This is a genomic window from Candidatus Photodesmus katoptron Akat1, assembly GCF_000478685.1.
GTDB lineage: Bacteria > Pseudomonadota > Gammaproteobacteria > Enterobacterales > Vibrionaceae > Vibrio > Vibrio anomalopis.
Genome location: NZ_AMSD01000001.1, coordinates 452,722 through 475,313, shown reverse-complemented (window position 1 = coordinate 475,313; position 22,592 = coordinate 452,722). Strand labels below are relative to the sequence as shown.

At 31.3% G+C, this 22,592-nt stretch carries 20 protein-coding genes and 1 pseudogene; 17 read left to right on the top strand and 4 right to left on the bottom strand.

Annotated features, from left to right (window positions below):
* Positions 1 to 68 precede the first annotated feature (68 nt).
* The 4 genes from hemA (at position 69) to O1U_RS01995 (ending at position 5,448) form a co-directional block, all read left to right on the top strand.
* Positions 69 to 1,334 carry a glutamyl-tRNA reductase gene (hemA, locus tag O1U_RS02010; protein ID WP_016503749.1) on the top strand — a complete coding sequence of 422 codons (1,266 nt, stop codon included), beginning with the start codon at positions 69 to 71 and terminating at the stop codon, positions 1,332 to 1,334.
* Positions 1,335 to 1,356: 22 nt separating this feature from the next.
* A complete protein-coding gene (gene prfA / locus O1U_RS02005; RefSeq protein WP_016503748.1) occupies positions 1,357 to 2,445 on the top strand; it encodes a peptide chain release factor 1 in 1,089 nt (362 codons plus the stop codon).
* On the top strand, positions 2,435 to 3,304 hold the full coding sequence (prmC, locus tag O1U_RS02000; RefSeq protein WP_016503747.1) for a peptide chain release factor N(5)-glutamine methyltransferase: 870 nt from the start codon (positions 2,435 to 2,437) through the stop codon (positions 3,302 to 3,304). The genes prfA and prmC overlap by 11 nt, the downstream gene beginning before the upstream one ends.
* A gap of 98 nt (positions 3,305 to 3,402) precedes the next feature.
* Positions 3,403 to 5,448 carry a tRNA(Met) cytidine acetyltransferase TmcA domain-containing protein gene (locus O1U_RS01995; RefSeq protein ID WP_016503746.1) on the top strand — a complete coding sequence of 682 codons (2,046 nt, stop codon included), beginning with the start codon at positions 3,403 to 3,405 and terminating at the stop codon, positions 5,446 to 5,448.
* Positions 5,449 to 5,486: 38 nt separating this feature from the next.
* Here the strand turns inward: O1U_RS01995 and ung are convergent, their stop codons facing one another.
* Positions 5,487 to 6,194 carry a uracil-DNA glycosylase gene (gene ung, locus O1U_RS01990; protein ID WP_016503745.1) on the bottom strand — a complete coding sequence of 236 codons (708 nt, stop codon included), beginning with the start codon at positions 6,192 to 6,194 and terminating at the stop codon, positions 5,487 to 5,489.
* Between the two features lie 145 nt (positions 6,195 to 6,339).
* On the opposite strand from ung, the gene queA reads away from it, so the two are divergent.
* The 5 genes and pseudogenes from queA (at position 6,340) to secF (ending at position 11,853) form a co-directional block, all read left to right on the top strand.
* Positions 6,340 to 7,398: a tRNA preQ1(34) S-adenosylmethionine ribosyltransferase-isomerase QueA gene (gene queA, locus O1U_RS01985; protein ID WP_016503744.1), complete on the top strand. Its 1,059-nt coding sequence runs from the start codon at positions 6,340 to 6,342 to the stop codon at positions 7,396 to 7,398.
* Between the two features lie 84 nt (positions 7,399 to 7,482).
* Positions 7,483 to 8,592, top strand: a pseudogene (gene tgt, locus O1U_RS01980) (tRNA guanosine(34) transglycosylase Tgt); the annotation flags it as partial.
* A 132-nt stretch (positions 8,593 to 8,724) separates the two neighbouring features.
* Positions 8,725 to 9,054, top strand: a complete 330-nt coding sequence (gene yajC / locus O1U_RS01975; protein WP_016503742.1) for a preprotein translocase subunit YajC — start codon at positions 8,725 to 8,727, stop codon at positions 9,052 to 9,054.
* 22 nt (positions 9,055 to 9,076) lie between these two features.
* Positions 9,077 to 10,927 carry a protein translocase subunit SecD gene (secD, locus tag O1U_RS01970; RefSeq protein ID WP_034411625.1) on the top strand — a complete coding sequence of 617 codons (1,851 nt, stop codon included), beginning with the start codon at positions 9,077 to 9,079 and terminating at the stop codon, positions 10,925 to 10,927.
* Positions 10,928 to 10,941: 14 nt separating this feature from the next.
* The gene (gene secF / locus O1U_RS01965; protein WP_040356524.1) at positions 10,942 to 11,853 is read left to right on the top strand and encodes a protein translocase subunit SecF; all 912 of its coding nucleotides are present in this window, start codon (positions 10,942 to 10,944) and stop codon (positions 11,851 to 11,853) included.
* A 44-nt stretch (positions 11,854 to 11,897) separates the two neighbouring features.
* Here the strand turns inward: secF and rfaD are convergent, their stop codons facing one another.
* A complete protein-coding gene (gene rfaD / locus O1U_RS01960; protein ID WP_016503739.1) occupies positions 11,898 to 12,845 on the bottom strand; it encodes an ADP-glyceromanno-heptose 6-epimerase in 948 nt (315 codons plus the stop codon).
* A 255-nt stretch (positions 12,846 to 13,100) separates the two neighbouring features.
* Positions 13,101 to 13,466, bottom strand: coding sequence for a YajG family lipoprotein (locus tag O1U_RS05010; RefSeq protein ID WP_081697377.1), 366 nt, complete (start codon positions 13,464 to 13,466; stop codon positions 13,101 to 13,103).
* Positions 13,467 to 13,846: 380 nt separating this feature from the next.
* Here O1U_RS05010 and O1U_RS01950 point away from each other — a divergent pair, with 380 nt between their 5' ends.
* Both O1U_RS01950 and O1U_RS01945 read left to right on the top strand, forming a co-directional pair.
* Entirely contained in the window at positions 13,847 to 14,455 is a 609-nt protein-coding gene (locus O1U_RS01950) for a peroxiredoxin C (protein ID WP_016503738.1), read from the top strand.
* A gap of 129 nt (positions 14,456 to 14,584) precedes the next feature.
* Entirely contained in the window at positions 14,585 to 15,616 is a 1,032-nt protein-coding gene (locus tag O1U_RS01945) for a DapH/DapD/GlmU-related protein (protein WP_016503737.1), read from the top strand.
* Between the two features lie 140 nt (positions 15,617 to 15,756).
* On the opposite strand, the gene O1U_RS01940 is transcribed toward O1U_RS01945, so the two are convergent.
* Entirely contained in the window at positions 15,757 to 16,890 is a 1,134-nt protein-coding gene (locus O1U_RS01940; RefSeq protein WP_016503736.1) for a flagellin, read from the bottom strand.
* 540 nt (positions 16,891 to 17,430) lie between these two features.
* Here O1U_RS01940 and ribD point away from each other — a divergent pair.
* The 6 genes from ribD (at position 17,431) to O1U_RS01910 (ending at position 22,511) form a co-directional block, all read left to right on the top strand.
* A complete protein-coding gene (ribD, locus tag O1U_RS01935; protein ID WP_016503735.1) occupies positions 17,431 to 18,561 on the top strand; it encodes a bifunctional diaminohydroxyphosphoribosylaminopyrimidine deaminase/5-amino-6-(5-phosphoribosylamino)uracil reductase RibD in 1,131 nt (376 codons plus the stop codon).
* Between the two features lie 315 nt (positions 18,562 to 18,876).
* Positions 18,877 to 19,992: a 3,4-dihydroxy-2-butanone-4-phosphate synthase gene (ribB, locus tag O1U_RS01930; protein ID WP_016503734.1), complete on the top strand. Its 1,116-nt coding sequence runs from the start codon at positions 18,877 to 18,879 to the stop codon at positions 19,990 to 19,992.
* Positions 19,993 to 20,057: 65 nt separating this feature from the next.
* Complete coding sequence (gene ribH, locus O1U_RS01925) at positions 20,058 to 20,531, top strand: 6,7-dimethyl-8-ribityllumazine synthase (RefSeq protein WP_016503733.1); 474 nt, start codon at positions 20,058 to 20,060, stop codon at positions 20,529 to 20,531.
* Entirely contained in the window at positions 20,503 to 20,982 is a 480-nt protein-coding gene (gene nusB / locus O1U_RS01920) for a transcription antitermination factor NusB (RefSeq protein WP_051348141.1), read from the top strand. Before ribH ends, nusB begins: the two co-directional genes overlap by 29 nt.
* Before the next feature lie 43 nt (positions 20,983 to 21,025).
* On the top strand, positions 21,026 to 22,003 hold the full coding sequence (gene thiL, locus O1U_RS01915; RefSeq protein ID WP_016503731.1) for a thiamine-phosphate kinase: 978 nt from the start codon (positions 21,026 to 21,028) through the stop codon (positions 22,001 to 22,003).
* Complete coding sequence (locus O1U_RS01910) at positions 21,996 to 22,511, top strand: phosphatidylglycerophosphatase A (protein WP_016503730.1); 516 nt, start codon at positions 21,996 to 21,998, stop codon at positions 22,509 to 22,511. Before thiL ends, O1U_RS01910 begins: the two co-directional genes overlap by 8 nt.
* Positions 22,512 to 22,592 lie beyond the last annotated feature (81 nt).

The window sequence follows — 22,592 nt, the reverse complement described above, 5'->3', positions numbered from 1 at the left end:
TTTAATCAAACTAGGTATCAAGTAGAATCTTGTACTTGTTCCTATTTCGAACAGAGAATCTAAATTACATGCCATTGCTTGTTATTGGAATTAGTCACAATACAGCTCCTGTAGAATTACGTGAAAGGATGGTTTTTGAACCTTGCAGACTATCAGTTGCGTTAAAGCAACTGAATGTCAATCCTTGTGTCAATAGTAGTGTTATTTTATCTACTTGCAATCGCAGTGAGATTTATTGTGATCTAAAAGCAAGTACTAAAGAGAGAGTTGTTGATTGGTTCTTTCGGTTTCATAATATTTCTCCAAATGAACTTAAATCTAGTATTTATATTTATGAGGAGCAAGCAACAATTAAACACTTAATGCGAGTATCTTGTGGTTTAGATTCTTTAGTATTAGGTGAACCACAAATTTTAGGGCAAGTAAAAAAAGCTTATTCTTACGCGCGTAAATTTGGTACAGTGAATTCATTGATGGAAAAACTTTTTCAAAAAACATTCTTTGTTGCTAAGCGAGTTCGTACAGAAACTGAAATAGGTTTTAATGCAGTCTCCATTGCTTATGCTGCATGTACTTTGGCTAAGCATATTTTTGAATCATTGTCAAATTCCACGATCTTATTAGTTGGAGCGGGAGAGAATATTCAGCTTGTAGCAAAGTACTTAGCTAATGGTTGTAAAAAAATAATTATTGCTAACAGAACACTTAAAAATGCTTTGAAGTTATCAGAGAAATTTAGTGCTTATGCTATTAGCCTCGCTGAAATTCCAGAATATTTACCTAGGGCTGATATTGTTATTAGTTCTACTGCAAGCCCCTTACCGATATTAGGTAAAGGGCTGATAGAAACAGCTTTGAAAATTAGAAAATATCAACCAATGTTATTAGTTGATATAGCTGTTCCAAGAGATATTGAATCTCAAGTAGCAGTGCTTGATAATGTATATCTTTATTCAATTGATGATTTAAAGTTAATAGTTGATAGTAACATAAAACAAAGAGAGGTTGAATCAATTCAAGCTGAATCAATAATTAATGAAGAGAGTGACAGGTTTACGACTAGGATTCGCTCATTGCAAGCTGTGGATAGTATTAGAGAATATCGTAAATTTTCAAATGATATTCGCCAGGATTTACTTAATAGAAGTTTACAATCCCTTGCAGCTGGGAGTGACCCTGAGAGGGTATTAATGGAATTTAGCAATAAATTAACTAACAAACTTATCCATGCTCCAACTCGAGCATTACAAAATGCGGCAGAACGGGGTGAATCTTCTAATTTGGTTATAATTAGAAAAAGTTTAGGTCTTGAAGACTTTTATTATTATAATTAAGATTCTTTAAACATGAAAATATATGAAATCTTCTATTTTAGTAAAGCTTAAAATTCTTGTTGAACGCCATAAAAAACTTCAACACTTGCTTAGTAAGCCTAGCATTATCACTAATCAGCATAAATTTCGTACTCTCTCAAAAGAATATTCTCAGTTAGATGAGGTAGTTCAGTGTTTTCAACAATATCAATCAGTTCAAGAGGAACTTATTTCCATTCAACAAATGGATAATGAAGATGATGAAGATATTCGTATTATGTTTGAAGAGGAAGTTAGAAAAACAAAAGCAATCATTGCTGATTTAATAAATAGACTAAAGATTTTATTACTACCAAAAGAGCTTAATGACAATTGCAATTGCTTTTTAGAAATTCGTGCAGGTGCAGGAGGTAATGAGTCAGGAATTTTTGCAGGTGATCTTTTTCGTATGTATTCAAAATTTTCTGAGAAGCGAGGTTGGACATTAGATATCATAACTTGTTCCGAATCAGAACACGGTGGTTATAAAGAGATAATTACTAAAATAAGCGGAGATGGTGCTTATGGTATGATGAAATTTGAATCTGGAGGACATCGTGTACAACGTATACCTGAAACTGAATCTCAAGGTCGTGTTCATACCTCTGCATGTACAGTAGTAATTATGCCTGAAATTCCAAAATCAGATTTTCCAGAAATTAAAAGTAGTGATTTAAAATTTGATGCATTTCGTGCATCTGGAGCAGGTGGTCAGCACGTTAATACCACTGATTCTGCTGTTCGCCTTACGCATCTTCCAACAGGGATAGTTGTTGAATGTCAAGATGAGCGTTCACAGCATAAAAATAAAGCAAAAGCAATGTCAGTATTAGTGGCACGTATTATACGAGCTCAGGAGATAAAGCGTGCTGAACAAGTATCGAATACTCGTCGGGATTTATTAGGTTCTGGAGATCGAAGTGATCGTATTCGTACATATAACTATCCACAAGGCCGTGTATCAGATCATCGAATTAATTTAACACTGTATTGTTTAAATGAAGTGATGGAGGGGAACTTGCAAAGTTTAATTGAACCACTGATTCGAGAGTATCAAACTGATCAATTAGCTTCTTTATCAAATGAAAACTAAAATAATTTCTTTCCCAAATATTGAATTAACACTAAAATTCGCGGTGAATCAGCTTCGAAAAAGTGGGAGCAGTTCTCCTTATCTTGATGCTAGCATATTGCTTAGTTATGTTTTGGTTAAATCGCGTTCTTACCTGTTTACTTGGCCTAATCGATTACTTAAGCCTTCCCAATTTTATTTGTTTAATCAGTTATTATCTAGGCGTTTATCTGGTGAACCTATAGCATATATTGTTGGTGAGCGAGAATTTTGGTCTCTTCCATTTAAAGTTTCATCATCTACCTTGATTCCTCGTCCTGATACTGAACTTTTAATTGAAATTGCTTTAGATAAAACTTATAACCAAAAAGGGTTTATTTTAGATTTAGGAACAGGAGTTGGTATAATTGCGCTTGTGTTAGCTTTCGAGATGCCTAAAAGAGATATTTTCGGGATTGATATAAATCCAGAGGCTAAGCTTTTAGCTGTTGAAAATGCTTCTAGATTAGGAATTACCAATGTAAAATTTTTTGTAGGAAATTGGTTTGAAGCAATTAATAATGATATCAAATTTTCTTTAATTGTTTCTAATCCACCTTATCTTAAGAAAGATGATTTATATTCAGCTCAAGGCGATATACGTTTTGAACCTGTTAGTGCATTAGTAGCAAATGATGAAGGGTTATCTGATATTAAATATATAGCTAAAAATAGCCTAGTTCATTTAGAACATTTAGGTTGGCTAATATTAGAACATGCTTACGATCAAGGTAAGGCTGTAAGAGATATTTTACTATCGTTAGGTTATCAAAAAGTTTTAACTAAAAAAGATTATGCTCAGAATGATCGAGTGACTTTTGGTCAGTTTAGTAAAAAATAATACAGAGCAAGGCAATATAAAAATCAGATTATTATAAGTTTCTTTTCTAATTCAATTAGTTATATTTATTATAAATATAATATCAAGCTTGATTATTGATGTCTAAATTAGATAATTATTTTATAGCTCTTCAAATGAAAGCCATTTCTACAATGAATAGATTTGGTATAGTGCTTGATGGTCAGTATTTTTGGAGTCTTTCTTGCATTAAAAAAGCTATAGATTGTTATAAAAACCCTACAGTTTTTCAATTAGGAGGTCAATATCTTCCAGGAGCTAAATATGTTGCTTTTAATGAAGGTAGTCGATTATTAGGAGAAGAGTGTCAGATTTTAATATGTGATTTTTCTCAAGATTTTAATGCAAACAGCTTTAATTCTGTATTGGGGACCTTGGTTGGTGGTGGCTTATTATTTATTTTTCCAGAAAGGTCATTATCTAAATCGTTAGATAAGGTATGGTTAGAACGAAGTTTAAATAGATTAATTGTTCTTTCTCAAAACAAACCTTTTCCTTCATTGCCTAAGATTATTTCACAGGCTTTACCGATATCTATTTATCAAGAACAATATATTGCTATTGATAAAATAATGCATGTAGTTGAAGGTCATAATAAACGTCCTTTAATTTTAACCTCTGATAGAGGAAGAGGAAAGAGTGCAGCGCTAGGAATAGCTGCCGCTAACTTAATGAAATCGCGTTCAATTAAGATATTGATAACAGCACCGTCAATATCTTCTATAAATGTTGTTTTTCAACATGCTTTAGCGAAGTTAGATAGTACCAAGAAAACCAAATATAACTTAATTTATCAAAAGTCATCTCTTCTTTTTGTTTCTCCATATGAATTGCTTCATAGTAAAATTAAATGTAATTTTTTAGTCGTAGATGAAGCAGCGGCTATTCCAATTTCAATGCTAAAAACCATGGCTAAATTATACTGTCGTATTATTTTTTCAAGCACAATTCATGGTTATGAAGGTTCAGGAAGAGGATTCAGTTTAAAATTTTTAACATGGTTAAAATCTTATCGCTCTAAGACTTTTCATTTGCATCTTAATTGTCCAATCAGGTGGACACAAGAGGATTTTTTAGAAAGATGGCAATATCAGACATTTTTATTAAATGCAGAGTTATATATTAATAAGCAAAAGCTTATTAATATAGATAAATTGAAGTTACTTAAATTTAATAAAAACAATTTATTTACTCAGTTTGAAAGGTTTAAAAATTGTTTTGCATTATTGGTTAGTGCTCATTATAAAACTTCTCCAAATGACCTATTTTTGTTTTTACGAGATGATAGCATGCATATGTATATGATGTTTGCATTAGATGTGTTTGTTGGTTGTATGCTTGTGGTAGAAGAAGGGGGAGTAGAAGATGATTTAATTAAGAAAATACAATTAGGGGAGTATCGTCCTAAAGGGAAATTAGTATCTTCTATTCTCGCCAAGGATATTGGGATTTCTGAAGCAGCTCGCCAAAAAAGTTTACGTATCATGCGTATTGCAGTACATCCGAATTATCAGAGACTTGGTATTGGTAGTAAAGCAATTCAAATATTATATAAACAAACTACTGTTAATTATATTTCAACAAGTTTTGGTGCTACTAGCGAACTTATCAGATTTTGGTTAAGGAATAAGTTTGTGCCTATTAAAATAAGTTCAAAAATAGATAAAGTAAGTGGTTGTTATTCTCTGATCATGGTAAGAGCTGAAAACTCACCTTGGTTAGGTGAGGCTAGGGATTTTTTTAAATGTAGTATTGATTATTTTCTAACTTGTTCACTAAAAACACTCGATTCTAGTATAGTTCTTCTCCTTCTATCAGAAATAGCGAGTCATACTCGTAAATCCTCTAAATTTATTAATATAAAGCTTAATTTTTTAATTAGTAATTACTTAGAAGGTGGAGGCAATTTCGATAGTATTGCTTCTCAAATTAAAAACCTTATTAATACATTGCCACAAGAAAAGTTTGTATATGTTGGAAAACTTACATTGCTTAAGATTATTCAACAATGGTCTTGGAAAGACTGCATGAATCAATTTCAATTATCTACTCGTAAAGAATGTGAACTTCAATTTAAAAATGAGATTAAATGGTTATATACTAACTTAGTTTCTACACCAGATTAGTTTTCAGTTAAAATAGATAAGTGTATTTTTGAATAATCTTAAGTTATTAATGGCAAATGCCAATTAATTGGTTGTTTCTTTTGATTAATAAGTAATCTGTTTGTTTTAGAGAAATGTTTGCAACCAAAAAAACCTTGATGAGCTGAAAGTGGTGATGGGTGAGCGGCTTCAAGAATATAATGTCTATCTCGTTTGATAATAGTTCCTTTTTTTTTTGCATAATTCCCCCATAGTAAAAATATTATTCCTTGACTTTGTTCACTCAAAGCTTGAATTACTTTATCTGTAAATATTTCCCAACCAATATTTGAATGAGAATGCGGTTTTTTTTCTTCTACAGTAAGAATAGTATTTAATAAAAGGACTCCTTGTTTAGTCCAATTTTTTAAAAAACCATGCTTAGGAATTTGAAAATGTTTAATATCTTGTGCAAGTTCTTGATATATATTTATAAGTGATGGTGGTATATTTACACCAGGTGGTACGGAAAAACTCAATCCATGAGCTTGATTTTTTCCGTAGTATGGATCTTGGCCAAGAATGACAACTTTAACGTCACTAAATTTTGTAAATTTAAATGCATTAAATACATCTTTATCTGATGGAAAAACAAGCTTTCCATTTTTTCGTTCTTTTGAAATAAACTTCATCATCTGTTTAAAATAATTAGCTTGTTTTTCAGAACCTATAACATTTTTCCATGTTAAAGTATTATGAATAAGTTTATTTTTATGAAAGTTAAGCATTTTGGTACAAATACTCTTACTTTGAGGTTTTTAACCAATAAGGGTTTATTAATCATTGTCTATTATTTTATTTTAAATAGCAATGTCATGATTATAGTAATGTCATATCACCAATTATTTTTTTATAATCAAATGAGATATACATATGCGAGTTTCTGATTTTTATTTTGAACTTCCTAATGATTTGATTGCTCAATATCCAAAAAGAAAACGAACAGCTAGTCGACTTTTACAGTTAAATGGCAATACTGGCTCATTGAGAGATAGTTCATTTACAGCACTTTTAGATTTAGTTAGACAAGGAGATCTAATGGTATTTAATAATACCCGTGTTATGCCAGCCCGCATGTTTGGTCGAAAAAAAACTGGTGGGAAACTGGAAGTTTTAATCGAGCGAATATTAAATAGAAGTACTGTTCTTGCACACGTGTACTGTTCCAAATTGCCTAAGATTTCCAGTACGTTATTTTTAGGTAAAAATGATGAATATGAGGTTGAAGTTATTGATTGCCATAGTGCACTATTTAAGCTTTGTTTCAATAATGGAGAATCGGTATTAAATGTTCTAAATCATATTGGTCATGTTCCGCTTCCACCGTATATTTCTCGATTAGATACAGCTATTGATAAGGAACGTTACCAAACAGTTTATAATCTAAAGTTAGGAGCAGTTGCAGCGCCAACAGCAGGTTTGCATTTTGATGAGGTTTTTCTTGAAAAAATAAAAAAAAAAGGTATTAAATTCGCTTATGTAACCTTACACATTGGTTCTGGTACATTTTATCCAGTAAAAGTAGATAAAATTAATGAACATAAAATGCATTCAGAGTATGTTGAAGTAAAAAAGATTACAATTGATGCTATTCGTTCTGCTAAAGCACGAGGAGGTCGTATTATTGCTATTGGTACTACTTCTGCACGTTCTTTAGAAAGTGTTGCGCAAAATGCTTTAAAAAAAAACACCGATTTGATGCCATTTTGTGGCGATACGAAAATTTTTATTTTTCCAGGTTATAAGTATCAACTGGTAGATTGTTTAGTTACTAATTTTCATTTGCCCAAATCAACTTTGATCATGTTAGTAAGTGCATTATCTGGTTATAATCATGTTATGTCTGCTTATCAATATGCAGTAAAGAATAGATATCGTTTTTTTAGTTATGGTGATTCAATGTTCGCTACTAGAAAAACTTGTATAGATTAAACTTTTTTATACCGTCATTATTTAATGAGATATCAATAATTTAAGAATAGATTATGGATTTGTGAAGAACTTGAAATATGAACTAAAGAAAAAAACAATAAAGCACGACTTGGTCAACTAACCTTTAAATATGGTGATATAGTGAGAACTCCTGCATTTATGCCTGTTGGTACTTACGGGACTGTTAAAGGAGTAACCCCAGAGGAAATAAAAAACACAGGTGCTGAAATTTTGCTCGGTAATACTTTCCATTTATGGTTGAGACCTGGTCAAGATGTAATAAAGATGCATGGTGATTTGCATCATTTTATGAACTGGAAGCGTCCTATTTTAACCGATTCTGGTGGTTTTCAGGTATTTAGTCTTTCTGCTATTCGTAAAGTAACTGAAGATGGTGTCTATTTTCGTAATCCAGTAAATGGTAATAAGATTTTTTTAAGTGCTGAAAAATCTATGGAAATTCAAAAAAACTTGGGTTCCGATATTGTAATGATTTTCGATGAATGTACACCTTACCCAACAACATATGAGGATGCAAATAACTCAATGAGAATGTCGTTACGTTGGGCACAGCGCTCTCGTATTCATTTTAATAAGATTGGTAATACCAACTCATTATTTGGAATTGTCCAAGGTAGTATTTATAATGAGTTACGTGATATTTCAGTTAAAGAATTAGTAAAGATTGGTTTTGATGGTTACGCCATTGGTGGTTTGTCTGTAGGAGAATCTAAATCTGTCATGTATCGTGTACTAGATCATACTTGTACTTTACTTCCAGAAAATAAACCGCGTTATTTGATGGGAGTAGGGAAACCTGAAGATTTAGTTGAGGGTGTTCGTCGTGGAGTTGATATGTTTGACTGTGTTATACCAACAAGAAATGCCCGTAATGGTCATTTATTTATAGATACTGGTATAATCAGACTTCGTAATGCAAAACATAAAATGGATAACAAGCCAATTGATCCAAATTGTGATTGTTATACTTGCCAAAATTATTCAATATCTTATTTACATCATCTAGATCGTTGCAAAGAAATATTAGGTATGCGTTTAAATACTATCCATAATTTGCATTATTATCAACGTTTAATGAAAGATATTCGTAGAGCAATTAATGAAAATTATTTTAATTTATTTGTAGAAAATTTTTATTTGTCTCAAAATAAAAACGTACCAGAATTTAATTAGCAATGAATTTTAAAAGAGCTATCTATTCATCCTATTTTTTTGAATATTGATCACAATTAGAGATTTATATTCCTTGAAAAGTTAAAATTAAGACCCAATCTAGGTTGCCATGAGAAATACTGGTGAAAATAAATGTTTATTCCTCAAGTTCATGCAGAGGCAAAAGGCTATACATCTGGTTCTGGTTATGAAATGTTGATCATGCTAGGTGTATTTGCTTTAGTTTTCTACTTTTTAATTTACCGTCCTCAATCTAAACGCATTAAAGAGCATAAAAAACTTATCTCCTCAATTACTAAAGGTGATGAAGTACTTACAAGTGGTGGATTAGTTGGTAAAATAATAAAAATATCAGAAAATAGTGATTGTGTTTCAATTAAATTAAATGAGAATAATGAAGTTCTTATTCAGAAAAGTTTTATTACTACCTTATTACCAAAAGGGACATTAAAATCTTTATAGAATAGTTTTGTGGGAGGAGGATTTGCTCAATCGTTATTCATTATGGCAATATTTATTAGTACTTTTCCTATTTTCTATTATATCTTTATATGCACTTCCAAATCTATATAGTGAGAGTATTTCTATTCAAATCAAAGAGAAACAAGGAGTACCTTTAGATTTATCGTTAGTAGATACTATTCGTTCTTCCCTAAGTCAGCATAATCTTGCTTATAAGTCTATTTCTATAAAGGATGGGGCAATTCTTGTTAATTTTTTTAATGATGAGAATAACCAAAGTGATGCTCGAAAAATTATCAGTGAAGTACTTGGTAAAAATCAAATTGTTTCTTTAAAGCTTGTTTCCTCTTCACCTAATTGGTTGAAAGCAATTGGCGCAAATCCAATGAAGCTTGGTTTAGATCTTCGTGGAGGTGTCCATTTTTTAATGGAAGTCGAGATTGATGAAGGAATAATGAAGATTACTACTCAAAGAAAAGAAGAATTCCGTAGTGAATTACGTGAAAAAAAGGTTCGGTACCAGAGAATTCATCTTTTAGATAATAAAAGTTCATTAGAGATTTTATTTTATGATAAGAAGCAATTAATTAAAGCAAAACAATCGCTTAAGTTAAAATACCCTAATATGACCTTTATTGATTCAAGTATTGATAATCGTTTTTCAATATTAGCCACTTTTACTGAAGGTTATTTAAAAGAAATTCGTAATAATGCGGTTGAACAGAATATTGTTATTTTACGTAATCGAATTGATGAGCTAGGAGTTTCAGAACCATTAGTTTACCGACAAGGATTAAGTCGGATTGTGGTTGAGTTACCAGGCGTACAAGATATAGCACATGCAAAACAAATTCTAGGTGCAACAGCTGTTCTTGAATTTCGTGAGGTTGATAATGATGAAACTTTTTCTGTTAATAAAGTGCCAATGGATAGTGAAATTAAACAAGACCAGCACGGTTATCCTATAGTATTAAAAAAAGCTGTTATTCTAGATGGTTCAAGTATTATTGATGCTAATGCAATTGTAGATCAATATGGTCGTCCCGAGGTAAATATTTCATTAGATCAACAGGGTGGAGAAAAAATGCTAACATTCTCCCGTCATAATATTGGGAAATTAATAGCAACTGTATTTACCGAATATGAGAGCGATATTGATAAATTTTCTGAAAAAAGAATTTTAACTAAGCATGAAAAGATTATTAATCAAGCAAGCATACAATCAGTGTTAGGACGTAATTTTCGTATTACTGGTATCCGCTCTATTTCAGAAGCACGAAACCTTGCTTTGTTACTTCGTGCTGGAACTTTAAATTCCCCTATTTCAATTATTGAAGAACGTACTATTGGTGCCTCTATGGGTAAGGAAAATATAAAAAAAGGGATTATGGCATGCGTTTGTGGGTTTTTGTCAGTGATATTATTTACCTTATTTTATTACCGTAAGTTTGGCTTGATTGCAAATATAGCACTAGTTAGCAATTTAGTTCTGATTATTGGAATAATGTCAATGATACCTGGTGCAACTATGACATTACCAGGCATTGCAGGTATTCTATTAACTGTTGGTATGGCAGTTGATGCTAACGTATTAATATTTGAAAGAATTAGAGAAGAGTTACGTAATGGTTGTAATCCTCAGCAAGCTATTCACTATGGTTATAAAAATGCATTTAGTACTATTACTGATGCTAATTTAACAACATTAATTACTGCAGTAGTTTTATTTGTTATTGGTACTGGCGTAATAAAAGGTTTCGCTATAACATTATCGATTGGTATTTTAACTTCAATGTTCACAGCAATTATAGGTACACGTTGTATTGTAAATTTGCTTTATGGTAGTAGAAATATTAGTAAACTTTCTATCTAAAATTAGGAGCTATAATGTTTCAAATTATGAAATTAGAAAGAAAGAGCATAGACTTTATGCGTTGGATAAAGGTTTCATCTTTTTTCTCTATCTCAATAATAGTTATTTCTATTTTCTCTATTTTAACTAGGCAGTTAAATTTAGGTTTAGATTTTACTGGTGGTACATTAGTTGAAGTTAGATTTAAAAATCCAGTGAATTTAGCTAGCGTACGGTCTATTTTAAATGAAAAAGATTTTTTTAATAATAATGTAATTGTGCAACATTTAGGTTCTTCTCATGATATAATGATCCGGTTTCAGTCAGATCATAATCAGGATTTAGGAATTCAAGTCCTGAATGCTCTTAAACATGGTAATGATGAAAACGTAAAAATTCGCCGGGTTGAATTTATTGGGCCAGTTGTAGGTAATGAATTAAAAGAATCTGGTATTCTTGCTATAATTTTTTCATTAATCTGCATATTATTGTACGTTTCAATTCGTTTTGAATGGCGTCTAGCAATAGGAGCTATATTAGCGTTAGTGCATGACTTGATAATCACACTAGGTATATTTTCTATAATGCAAATTGAGGTCGATTTGACAATTATTGCAGCGTTGCTAACAGTAATTGGATATTCACTTAATGATACTGTTGTTATTTTTGATCGCATTCGAGAAAACTGCAATTACAAACCAAATTTAACCTTGTCGCCAGATGACATAATCAATAATTCAATCACTCAAACACTAAATCGTACTTTGATTACTTCTGGAACTACCTTATTCGTAGTTATCGCATTATTCACATATGGTGGTACTACGTTTCATGGTTTTGCGATTGCCCTTTGTCTTGGTATCATTATTGGTACCTATTCTTCAATTTATATTGCATCATCATTAGCACTAAAATTAGGTATAACAAAAAAGCATTTTGTTAATTAAAAAATTTATTTCCTCTTTATTTATTCCCAAAAAAATCAGGAAATTTATTTCCTATTAATAATTTTCATATACTCTAATATACCTTCTTTGACTGTTTTGAATTTATGCTTACAACCAATTGAACGAAGTTTTGTTAAGTTTGCTTCAGTAAAACTTTGGTAAGAATCTTTTAAATGTTCTGGAAATGGAATAGTTTCAATCTCACCTTTTCCATAGTATTCAACCATTGTTTTAGCTATGTTATAAAACGATGTGGCCTTGCCTGTTCCTACATTGAAAATACCAGATATTTTATTTTTCATAAACCATAAATTGACTTCAGCTACATCTTCTACATATACAAAATCTCGTTGAAATTTTTTACTACCTTCAAATATTTTTAAAGTTTCTCCTGAATTTATTTGACGATTAAAATGAAAAATAATTGAAGCCATTGAATTTTTATGTTGTTCATGAGGTCCATAAACATTAAAGTAACGAAAGCCAGTTATTTGTGATAACTTTTCATTATTAATTTTAGATGTTTCCCATATTTTTCGAACATAATTATCAAATTGTTGCTTAGAGTATCCATAAATATTAATAGCTCCTTCATATTCTTTATTTTCAATAAATACCTTTTTTTTACCGTAAGTAGCAGATGAAGATGCATAGAGGAAAGGAATTTTATATTCTAATGAATAATGAAGTAGCTTTTTTGAATACTCATAGTTATTCAACATCATGTAGTGACCATCCCATTCTGTAGTTACAGCGCATGCACCTTCATGAAAAATAGCGTCAATTTGACCTAAAGTTTTTTTGTTAGCTGTAATTTTCAATAAAAAATCATTACGGTCTAGATAGTCACTAATATCAAGGTCTACTAGATTTCGAAATTTTTTGCCATTTTTAAAATCATCTACAACTAAAATATTTGTTATATTTCTTCTGTTGAGTGCTTTAATAATATTGCTACCAATCATACCAGCACCACCAGTTACAATGATCATAAATATTCTTCCTGAATGATATTTTGCTTGAGTATAGCATTTTTATTAATAAAAATTGTATTACTACTAAAAAACTTGATATGTAACATCAACGATTTTACTGAAAAAGCAGAATTATTTTGTAATAATTATTTGATGGAACAGTTAACTGTAATAAAATTATTTAACAGACAAATCTACTATGGATAATACATCTTCATTTTTTATTAGATAAAATCTAATAAAAAATATGCATTCGTATGATATGAAAAATAGTTAGAAATATTTTCTCATATAGTCTTGTAATTCATAATCAGTATATATTTTCATTAAAACTATACTTATCATTTCGTTTAGTATTGTTTCAATTGTATTATTTACTTCATTAAGAACGAATGTTCTTTCTATTTTAGCATTGTAAGTCTTTATTAATTTACCTATCGGTGTTTTAGCGGTGATCAGAATGGTTGATTTAGCATTTATTCTATTTTGTAACATATGTCTTTTTAGTCTGATAAGCACTTCTTGAATTTCCATTTCAATTATATTTTGGCTGTTTATTTGGTGATGAAATCCTTGTGCGTTGAATTGTGTTATAAGGAGGTTTTCAACAGTGATACGTATGTTTTGTTTAGTATGGATAAGTTTTTTTTAGAATTAAAAAAAGATTTTTCAACTAATCCAATGTACTGTGTTAGCCTTGTATCTTTGCTTATTAAAAAAAAGTATTCTTTTTAGTTGGGTAAATTTTATTTAGTATTATTTGAGGTGAAAAGTTAATCTGTGTTTCTTGCTGAATAGAAGAACATGATACAATGAGAGGAACAATACAGGTAAGTAAGCTAGAATATTTCATAATATTTTCTATCGGTATCACTAAAATGTCGTATTTTGTTTAGTGTTACTAGTCTTTAAGTGCTACGAACTGTATCATAATCTTCTGATACAATATAATAAAAGGAAGGGGATATGCTTAAGTTATATTATTCCTTGGTTATTTATTTATATTTAGGAGATAAAAAATGGTATTAGTTGGATGCAAGGCTCCTGATTTTACTTCAGCAGCAGTGTTAGGAAATGGAGAAATTATTAATGATTTTAATTTTTTTGAATTTACGAAAGGTAAGAAATCAGTTCTTTTCTTTTATCCGATGGATTTTACTTTTGTTTGTCCATCAGAGCTGATTGCATTTGATAAACGGTTTCATCTTTTTAAAGAAAAAGGTGTAGAGGTAATTGGTGTATCTATAGATTCTCAGTTTTCTCATAATGCGTGGCGTAAGATAGCTATTAAGGATGGTGGTATTGGTCCAGTGAAGTATCCTTTAGTTGCTGATATTAAACATGAGATTTGTAAAGGATATGGAGTAGAATATTCAGTAGAAGGTGTAGCATTCCGTGCTTCTTTTTTAATAGATGAGAACCAGATTATACGTCATCAAGTAATTAATGATCTTCCACTAGGACGTGATATTGATGAGATGTTACGTATGGTAGATGCTTTAAATTTTCATGAACAAAATGGTGAAGTTTGTCCAGCTCAATGGAAGGAAGGAAAGACTGGTATGAAAGCGTCTCCAATAGGTGTTGCACAATTTTTATCTAAATATATAAAAGATTTAGATAGATAGCATCTTCTAAGTGATATCCTTTATTAATAAAAAGATTTAAGGTCCGGATTTTTATTCGGGCTTTTTACTTGCATAAATGTTATTTTTAGGTAGTTTTTTTTGATAGTTAGTTTATATGGAGAATTAGACATGTCTTACTTTTCATTAGCTTTCGGTATTGCTACCAAAAATCGTGATGGAAAGATAATTGAAGCATTTTTCCCTCAGCCTATTCTTAAACCAAGTGATTGTTTAGTTAATTCAGCAAAAGAAGTCACTTATTTTTGGAAAGGTAATACTGTTATTGAGCTTTCTAATCTTCAAGCTGATAAATTAGCAAATACATTCAAAACATATAGTAATAATAGAAGTATAGGTTTTTCAGAGAAATCTCTACTACCTAATCAATCTTTTATTTTAGTTGCTCTTGAAGTAGATAAAAAACCTGAGTCTATAGCTGAAGTTTTTTTAAAATTGCAACTAATTTCACACCGTTTAGTTAAACCTAATAATGTTATATTAGATGGTATCTTTGCATTATTGCATAATATAGCTTGGACAAATAAGGGACCTATTGATCTTCCAGAGTTGGTTGAATATCAAATTAAAGCACGGGGGCAAGGAAATTCTTTAACTGTAAATTGCATAGATAAATTCCCAAAAATGGTAGATTATATTGTTCCTTCTGGAGTTCGCATTGCAGATGCATCTCGTGTTCGACTTGGAGCCTATTTAGGTAAAGGGACAACTGTTATGCATGAAGGTTTTATTAATTTTAATGCGGGTACTCTTGGTATGAATATGGTGGAAGGTCGTATTTCTTCAGGTGTAATAATAGGTGTTGGAACTGATATAGGTGGTGGTGCTTCCATAATGGGTACACTATCTGGAGGAGGTTGTTCAGTTATTTCTATTGGTAAGAATGCATTGTTAGGTGCTAATTCAGGTATTGGTTTTCCACTAGGTGATCGTTGTATTATTGAAGCTGGTTTATATTTGACTGCAGGTTCAAAAGTATTAATTCTAAATACCTTACATAAAAGAGTAAAAGTTGTGAAAGCATATACTCTTTCGAATGTTCCTGATTTGTTATTTCGTCGTAATTCTATTACTGGTCAAATTGAATGTCTAAAAAATAATCTTGTAGTACAATTAAATAGTGACTTACATAATAATAATTAATTTCGAAGCTTTTCCCGTTTAAATATGTTTATCTTATGAAACCTTTTAAAAAACCTAGCCAAAATAATGTAATGATGGCTAGGTTTTTTAGTGGTGCTTATTCATTCATGCAACTGATAACTAAGAAATGAAATATAAATTTATCCAAGTAAACTTAACGCTGCATTCGGTGCCTGCTTAGCTTGTGCAAGAATAGAACTTGAAGCTTGAGATAAAATTTGGGATTTAGTCAGTGCAGTAGTTTCTTTTGCAAAATCAGTATCTTTTAATCGACTTTTAGAAGTATTTACATTTTCATTAATGTTTTCCAAGTTAGTTATAGCATGTTCTAAACGGTTTTGGAAAGCACCTAGCTCTGCTCGATGGCTATCTACATATTGTAGTGCAGAATCAATAATTCCAACAGACTCTTGTGCACCACCTACAGATGTTACATCAATAGCATTAACTACTACCTTTTTGCCTATTTGCATATCGAATTCATCAGCAAGGGTTCCACTAAAAGAAACTTCTCCTACTACTTTATCACTACCAGCAAATATTTGTAATTCTCCATTCTCATTCACAGAAACTTTCACCATATTTGTTTGCCCGTTTATATAGGTTGCTAACTCTTCAATATCATCTCCAATTTTAGCTTCTATATTAATGATTTGCTCCTGACCTTCTTTGTCTGTTAAAGTAATTGCCAAATCATTCCTCTCAGCCTGTATAGACCAATCTTTACTTTTCCCATTATTTGCTTTATAGCTAGTGCCACCCATTTCAGAGTTATCACTACGCATGTTATTAAGACTAAGCATTACTGCTTCACCATTGTTTGCTCCAATTTGAAAAGATTTAGTAGAAAAATTTCCATTAAGTAGCTTATTACCACCAAAAGATGTTGTTTCAGCAATACGATTTAACTCATCATTAAGAGATCTCACTTCATCTTGTATAGCGATACGCTCTGATTTAGAGTTAGAACCATTAGCTGATTGTAGAGATAGATCACGCATGCGTTGCAAAATATTAGTTGTTTCTTTCATCGCTCCTTCAGCAATTTGTGCAATAGAAATACCATTGTTTGCATTACGTATAGCAACATCCAGACCACGACTTTGTACATTTAAACGATTTGAAATTTGAAGGCCTGCTGCATCATCTTTAGCACTATTAATCTTAAAGCCAGAAGATAAACGTTCCATTGATATCTTTTGAGCATTGTCTGCATTATTTAGATAACGCTGTGCTGTCATTGCTGATACGTTTGTATTTACACTTACTGCCATAGTATCTCTCCAATTGTTTTAAAAAATAATAAAGTAACCTTCTTCGTAGTAGTTAAGATAACGGTTTAGTTTTAAAAATCTTAAATATTATTCATAACGAATAATATTTGCTGTTCAATGGTTCCAACTGCTACTTTTTTTATATCTGTCTATTCACAATTTCCATATTACTATGATGAAATCTAAAATTAACGTCTTATCTCAGATAAAAATAACTTCAAGAATCAAGTCAATCGCTCAATAATGTGAATTAATATAACTAAGCTATATTCTAATAATATCATCACTAATACTTTTCTACAAACTTAGAGTTATTTATTAAATTTTATAAGCTTATCTCATTATAGTCATTTTTATCTTGATAGACCCAGGAAGCAAGGTTTTTTAATTAAGACCAAACTAGTTGAGTTGAGAAAATTAAATATATTTACTAGCATTAATTTATTAAACGTACAAGTTTTTATTTATTTAATCAGTAAAGCATTTAAGTTACTATAAAATGCTAACATGTTGAATCAATTTAGATATACTTTAATTAATATGAAACAGTTTTCATATGTAGATCATCAAATGATGTTAAGAGCAATTGAATTAGCAAAACGCGGATTTTATACAACGGATCCTAATCCTAATGTTGGTTGCGTCATTATGAAAGATAGAAAAATAGTAGGAGAAGGGTTTCATTATCAAGCCGGAAGTTACCATGCTGAAATTCATGCCTTAAATGTTGCTGGTCATCAAGCTATTGGTGCAACAGTTTATGTTACTTTAGAACCATGTTCATATTATGGTAAGACTCCCGCATGCGTTAAAGCTCTTATTAAAGCTAAAGTAATAAAAGTTGTGTGTGCAATGCAAGATCCAAATCCTAAAGTATCTGGACGAGGCATATTAATATTAAAAAAATCAGGTATAGAAGTAGAAGTTGGATTACTTCAATCTGATGCTGAAGCTTTAAATGTTGGTTTTATAAAACGGATGAAGACTGGAATGCCATTTATAAGGTTAAAAATGGCAGCTAGTATTGATGGGAAGACTGCATTATTTAATGGAAGAAGTCAATGGATTACTTCTGTACACGCTAGAAGAGATGTTCAAGGTTTTCGTGCTAGATCTAGTGCAATTTTATCAACTAGTAAAACTGTAATTAATGATAATGCATCACTTAATGTTCGATGGAGTGAGCTTCCAGAATCTATTAGGGCTCACTTACCTCAATCAAAAGTTCGTCAGCCTCTTCGTGTTATTTTGGATTATTCAGAAAAATTACATGATAATTTAAATTTGTTCAAAACATTTGGTGGTCCTTTATTTATTGTAAATTCATTGCCAGGGAATATTAACATTCCTATTAATATAAATAAACAATTTGATCTAGTAAGAATGCTTATGTTTCTAGCTAAAGAACATAGCATCAATGAACTCTGGGTAGAAGCTGGTCAAACATTAGCAAATTCATTAATAAAATTGGATTTGATTGATGAGCTAGTATTATATTTAGCACCTAAAATAATGGGTAATGATAGTCTTGGTTTATTTGGAGAATTAAGTATAAAAAAAATTTCTGATATTCTAGAGCTACGTTTTTCAGATATTCGACAGATAGGTGAGGATATTCGCATTATTGCAACGATTAAGTCAAAAAAAAACTCTAATTCAGTTGATTTTTAGTCTATCATAAATACAAATGAATTTACAATATTAGGGTCAAACTATACTTATACTTATACTTGGTTACTTTGCGCGCAAATGTTTTTTTCACTATTATTATTTAGGGCTAGCAGCAAAACTAACCTAGTTTTTAGTCTTTCTAAGTTAAAGCTAGAGCTAGCTTTAACTCTAACTTAGGAATCAACTACTTAGCTATTCCCTGCTATAGCTTTTATAAGAACTGAGATGAGTAATAAAAATCTGTCTACCAATTTAGGTATAGAATTTTATTCGTTAGGGATGTATAGCGGATAAGGGTACTCATAGGAGCAGACTATGTCAATAAGTAAAACACAAGAAATTATTGAAGATATTCGTCTGGGGAAAATGGTTATTTTAATGGACGATGAATCCCGTGAAAATGAAGGTGATCTAATTATAGCAGCAGAGCTAATTACTCCAGAAGCAATTAATTTTATGGCAATGCATGGTCGTGGATTGATTTGCTTAACTTTAGAAAAAGAGCGTTGTGAATATTTAGGTTTGCCCCCTATGGTGCAAAATAATAATGCTCCATATACTACTAATTTTACTATTTCAATTGAAGCTGCAAAGGGTGTAACAACTGGTATTTCTGCAGCTGATCGTGCTATGACTGTGAAAGCTGCTGTTGCTAAAAATGCAAGACCTACTGATCTTGTTCAACCTGGTCATATTTTTCCATTAATTTCTCAAAATGGTGGTGTATTAACTCGAGCTGGGCATACTGAAGCTGGTTGTGATTTAGCTCGTTTAGCAGGTTTTGAAGCTGCTTCCGTAATTGTAGAAATTCTCAATGAAGATGGTACTATGGCTCGTCGCCCAGATTTAGAGAAATTTTCTCAGAAGCATGATATTAAACTAGGGACAATAACAGATCTAATTGAATACCGGAATAATACAGAAACTACTATTGAGCGTGTAGCTAAATGTAAATTACCAACAAAATTTGGACAATTTGAATTGTTTGTTTTTCGTGATACAATAAACAGCGAGTTACACTATGCGCTAAAAAAAGGATCTTTAAAGAAAAATATTCCTCTTGTTCGTGTTCATATTCAAGATTTTTTCAGTGATATTTTGCACAGTACTCGTAATAAGACAGAATCTGCTTGGAATATCGATCAAGCGATGATGAGAATAGCTGAGGATGGTGGTATCTTGGTTATTCTTGGCAGTGGAGGAACTAGTGATTTTTTAATTCATCGTACAAAATTGTTTTCAAAACAAGATGAAGGCAACTTAAATCTTGTACAAGTTAAAAAGCAAGATAATTCACGAAGAGTTGGTATAGGATCACAAATTTTATCAGATTTAGGGGTCAGCAATATGCGTTTACTTGCTTCGACTCCTCAAAAATACCGTGCACTTTCAGCTTTTGGTTTAAGTGTTGTTGAGTATATTTACGAATGATTATTTTTTATTTTTGAGAGTTGTTAATTTATAACACCAAGAATTAAAGTAGAGAAATTTAATTTATGAAAATTATTGAAGGCGTTTTTTCCTCATCAAATGCACAGATTGCTGTTATTATTTCTCGTTTCAATAGTTTTGTTAATGAAAGTCTTCTTTCTGGTGCAGTTGACGTTTTAAAGCGTTATGGGCAAATCAGTGAAGAGAAAATTACTGCAGTGTATTGTCCTGGTGCGATAGAACTCCCTCTTGTTGCCCAAAAGATAGCTCAAGTAGATCAATATGATGGAATTGTATCGCTTGGTACAGTAATAAGAGGTGGAACTCCACATTTTGAATATGTATGTTCAGAATGTAATTCAGGCTTAGCAAAAATATCTTTGCAATACGGTATTCCAATAGCATTTGGTGTTTTAACTGTTGATACAATTGATCAGGCAATTGAACGAGCAGGGACTAAAGCTGGAAACAAAGGTGCAGAAGCTGCATTAAGTCTTCTTGAGATGATTGATGTTTTATCAAAAATTAATTCTTTGTGAGGGACCTGTGAAAGCTGTTTCTCGTCGAAATGCACGTCAATTTGCTTTGCAAGCTATTTATTCCTGGCAGATCACTAGGTTTGATCTTGCTATAATTGAAAAGCACTTTTTATCTGCTGATAAATATGAAGAGGAAAAATATCACGCGTTAGAACCTTCTCTCTCTATGCCGGAGACAGATGTCACTTATTTTCGCCGTATATTATCAGGTGTTATATTAAGCCATCTAGAATTGGATCGCTGGATTTACCCATATTTATCTCGTTCAATCAAAGACTTAGGCATGATGGAATTAGCATTACTTAGAATTGCTATATATGAAATGAAGTATTGTAGTATTCCCTACAAAGTAGTGATAAATGAAGCAATCGAACTAGCCAAATTATTTGCTGCAGAGGATAGCTATAAATTTGTGAATGGGATACTTGATAAAGTTAGTCATGTTCAGTGATATTTCTTACATTTATTAATTAATATGTATTCCCCTAAAGTATATGTCCAGTGAATTTAATTTAATTAATGATTTTTTTTCTAGCCGTCAATCTAATCGTAGTGATGTTATCCTTTCTTTAGGAGATGATTGTGCATTAGTACAGGCTCCCGAGAACTTTTTAATTGCGATTAGTACGGATACGCTTGTTGCTGGGACTCACTTTTTATCAACTGCTGATCCTGCTTTAGTTGCACATAAAGCATTATCATCTTCTATTAGTGATTTAGCTGCAATGGGAGCTACACCTAGTTGGTGCTCATTTGCTTTAACTATTCCAGATTTCTATGAAGCTTGGCTAACACCATTTTGTGATTCATTTTTTAAAATAGCGAATCATTTTGGTATTCAGCTGATTGGTGGTGATACTACAAAAGGTTCATTAAGTTTAACTTTAACTGTACAAGGTTTTTTACCAAAAAATAAAGCCTTAAAGCGGAGTGGTGCTGCTATTGGTGATTGGATCTATGTAACTGGTAATTTAGGTGATAGTAAAGCTGGCCTAAGTGTAATTTTAGATACTGCATTAAGAAAGCATCCATTTGCTAAAGAATTAGAAAGAAGACATTATCTTTCAACTCCTCGAGTGCTAGTTGGAAAAATGTTATTGGATATCGCAAGTGCAGCTATTGATATTTCAGATGGTCTTATTCTTGATATAAATCATATTCTTGAACGTTCTCAAGTTGGTGCCTCAATTGATGTATCATTATTACCAGTATCACCTGAACTTATTAAATTTGTTGGCTGTATATCTCGAGCTTGGAAGTATGCATTAAGTAGTGGAGAAGAATATGAATTATGTTTTACTGTTCCAGATCAGAAAAAAAAAATGCTCGAACAGCGCTTAGTACATCTAGGTGTAAAGGTATCTTGTATTGGTAAAATCAAACAATCAGGGATATTTCAGTTGCATAACCAAGGAAAACTTCTTAACTGGACGTTAGATGGTTACGACCATTTTAAGGTAAAGCATGAGTAGTTTTTTCTCCCCTATTTCTTCTAAATGTTTTTGGCATTTTATTGCAACAGGATTTTATAGTGGCTTATCTCCTATAAGTCCTGGAACTATAGGTACTTTGGTTTCAATACCTTTTCTCTTTATTTTAGTTCAGTTATCTCTATTTATTTATATTTTTATTATAATAATTTTATTTATATTAGGAATTAAGGCGTGTCAAGTTGTTTCTGACGATATAGGTGGTCAAGATCATGCTTCAATTGTATGGGATGAGTTTATTGGTTTCTGGGTTACTATGTCGGTTTTACCTTTCTTAAATATTTCGATAATCGATTGGAAGTGGTTACTAGCTGGTTTCATTGTTTTTCGTGTTTTAGATATTCTAAAACCATGGCCAATTAGTTGGTTAGATAAAAATATAAATGGAGGCCTAGGTATTATGATTGATGATATTGTTGCTGGTATGATAGCTAGTGTGATTTTATATTTTGTTGGAAAACATTCAGGTTGGATTCTTGTGCACATATGAATTCATAGCACTTTATTTTTAAATTAGAAATAATATAAATTTTAAATTATTTCTTTATTGAGCAATGATAGCGATTTTTTT

Excerpts from the sequence above, each read along its gene's own strand:
- hemA (WP_016503749.1), top strand. The coding sequence starts at position 69 with ATGCCATTGCTTGTTATTGGAATTAGTCACAATACAGCTCCTGTAGAA.
- prfA (WP_016503748.1), top strand. The coding sequence starts at position 1,357 with ATGAAATCTTCTATTTTAGTAAAGCTTAAAATTCTTGTTGAACGCCAT.
- prmC (WP_016503747.1), top strand. The coding sequence starts at position 2,435 with ATGAAAACTAAAATAATTTCTTTCCCAAATATTGAATTAACACTAAAA.
- O1U_RS01995 (WP_016503746.1), top strand. The coding sequence starts at position 3,403 with ATGTCTAAATTAGATAATTATTTTATAGCTCTTCAAATGAAAGCCATT.
- ung (WP_016503745.1), bottom strand. The coding sequence starts at position 6,194 with ATGCTTAACTTTCATAAAAATAAACTTATTCATAATACTTTAACATGG.
- queA (WP_016503744.1), top strand. The coding sequence starts at position 6,340 with ATGCGAGTTTCTGATTTTTATTTTGAACTTCCTAATGATTTGATTGCT.
- yajC (WP_016503742.1), top strand. The coding sequence starts at position 8,725 with ATGTTTATTCCTCAAGTTCATGCAGAGGCAAAAGGCTATACATCTGGT.
- secF (WP_040356524.1), top strand. The coding sequence starts at position 10,942 with ATGTTTCAAATTATGAAATTAGAAAGAAAGAGCATAGACTTTATGCGT.
- rfaD (WP_016503739.1), bottom strand. The coding sequence starts at position 12,845 with ATGATCATTGTAACTGGTGGTGCTGGTATGATTGGTAGCAATATTATT.
- O1U_RS01950 (WP_016503738.1), top strand. The coding sequence starts at position 13,847 with ATGGTATTAGTTGGATGCAAGGCTCCTGATTTTACTTCAGCAGCAGTG.
- O1U_RS01945 (WP_016503737.1), top strand. The coding sequence starts at position 14,585 with ATGTCTTACTTTTCATTAGCTTTCGGTATTGCTACCAAAAATCGTGAT.
- O1U_RS01940 (WP_016503736.1), bottom strand. The coding sequence starts at position 16,890 with ATGGCAGTAAGTGTAAATACAAACGTATCAGCAATGACAGCACAGCGT.
- ribD (WP_016503735.1), top strand. The coding sequence starts at position 17,431 with ATGAAACAGTTTTCATATGTAGATCATCAAATGATGTTAAGAGCAATT.
- ribB (WP_016503734.1), top strand. The coding sequence starts at position 18,877 with ATGTCAATAAGTAAAACACAAGAAATTATTGAAGATATTCGTCTGGGG.
- ribH (WP_016503733.1), top strand. The coding sequence starts at position 20,058 with ATGAAAATTATTGAAGGCGTTTTTTCCTCATCAAATGCACAGATTGCT.
- nusB (WP_051348141.1), top strand. The coding sequence starts at position 20,503 with ATGTTTTATCAAAAATTAATTCTTTGTGAGGGACCTGTGAAAGCTGTT.
- thiL (WP_016503731.1), top strand. The coding sequence starts at position 21,026 with ATGTCCAGTGAATTTAATTTAATTAATGATTTTTTTTCTAGCCGTCAA.
- O1U_RS01910 (WP_016503730.1), top strand. The coding sequence starts at position 21,996 with ATGAGTAGTTTTTTCTCCCCTATTTCTTCTAAATGTTTTTGGCATTTT.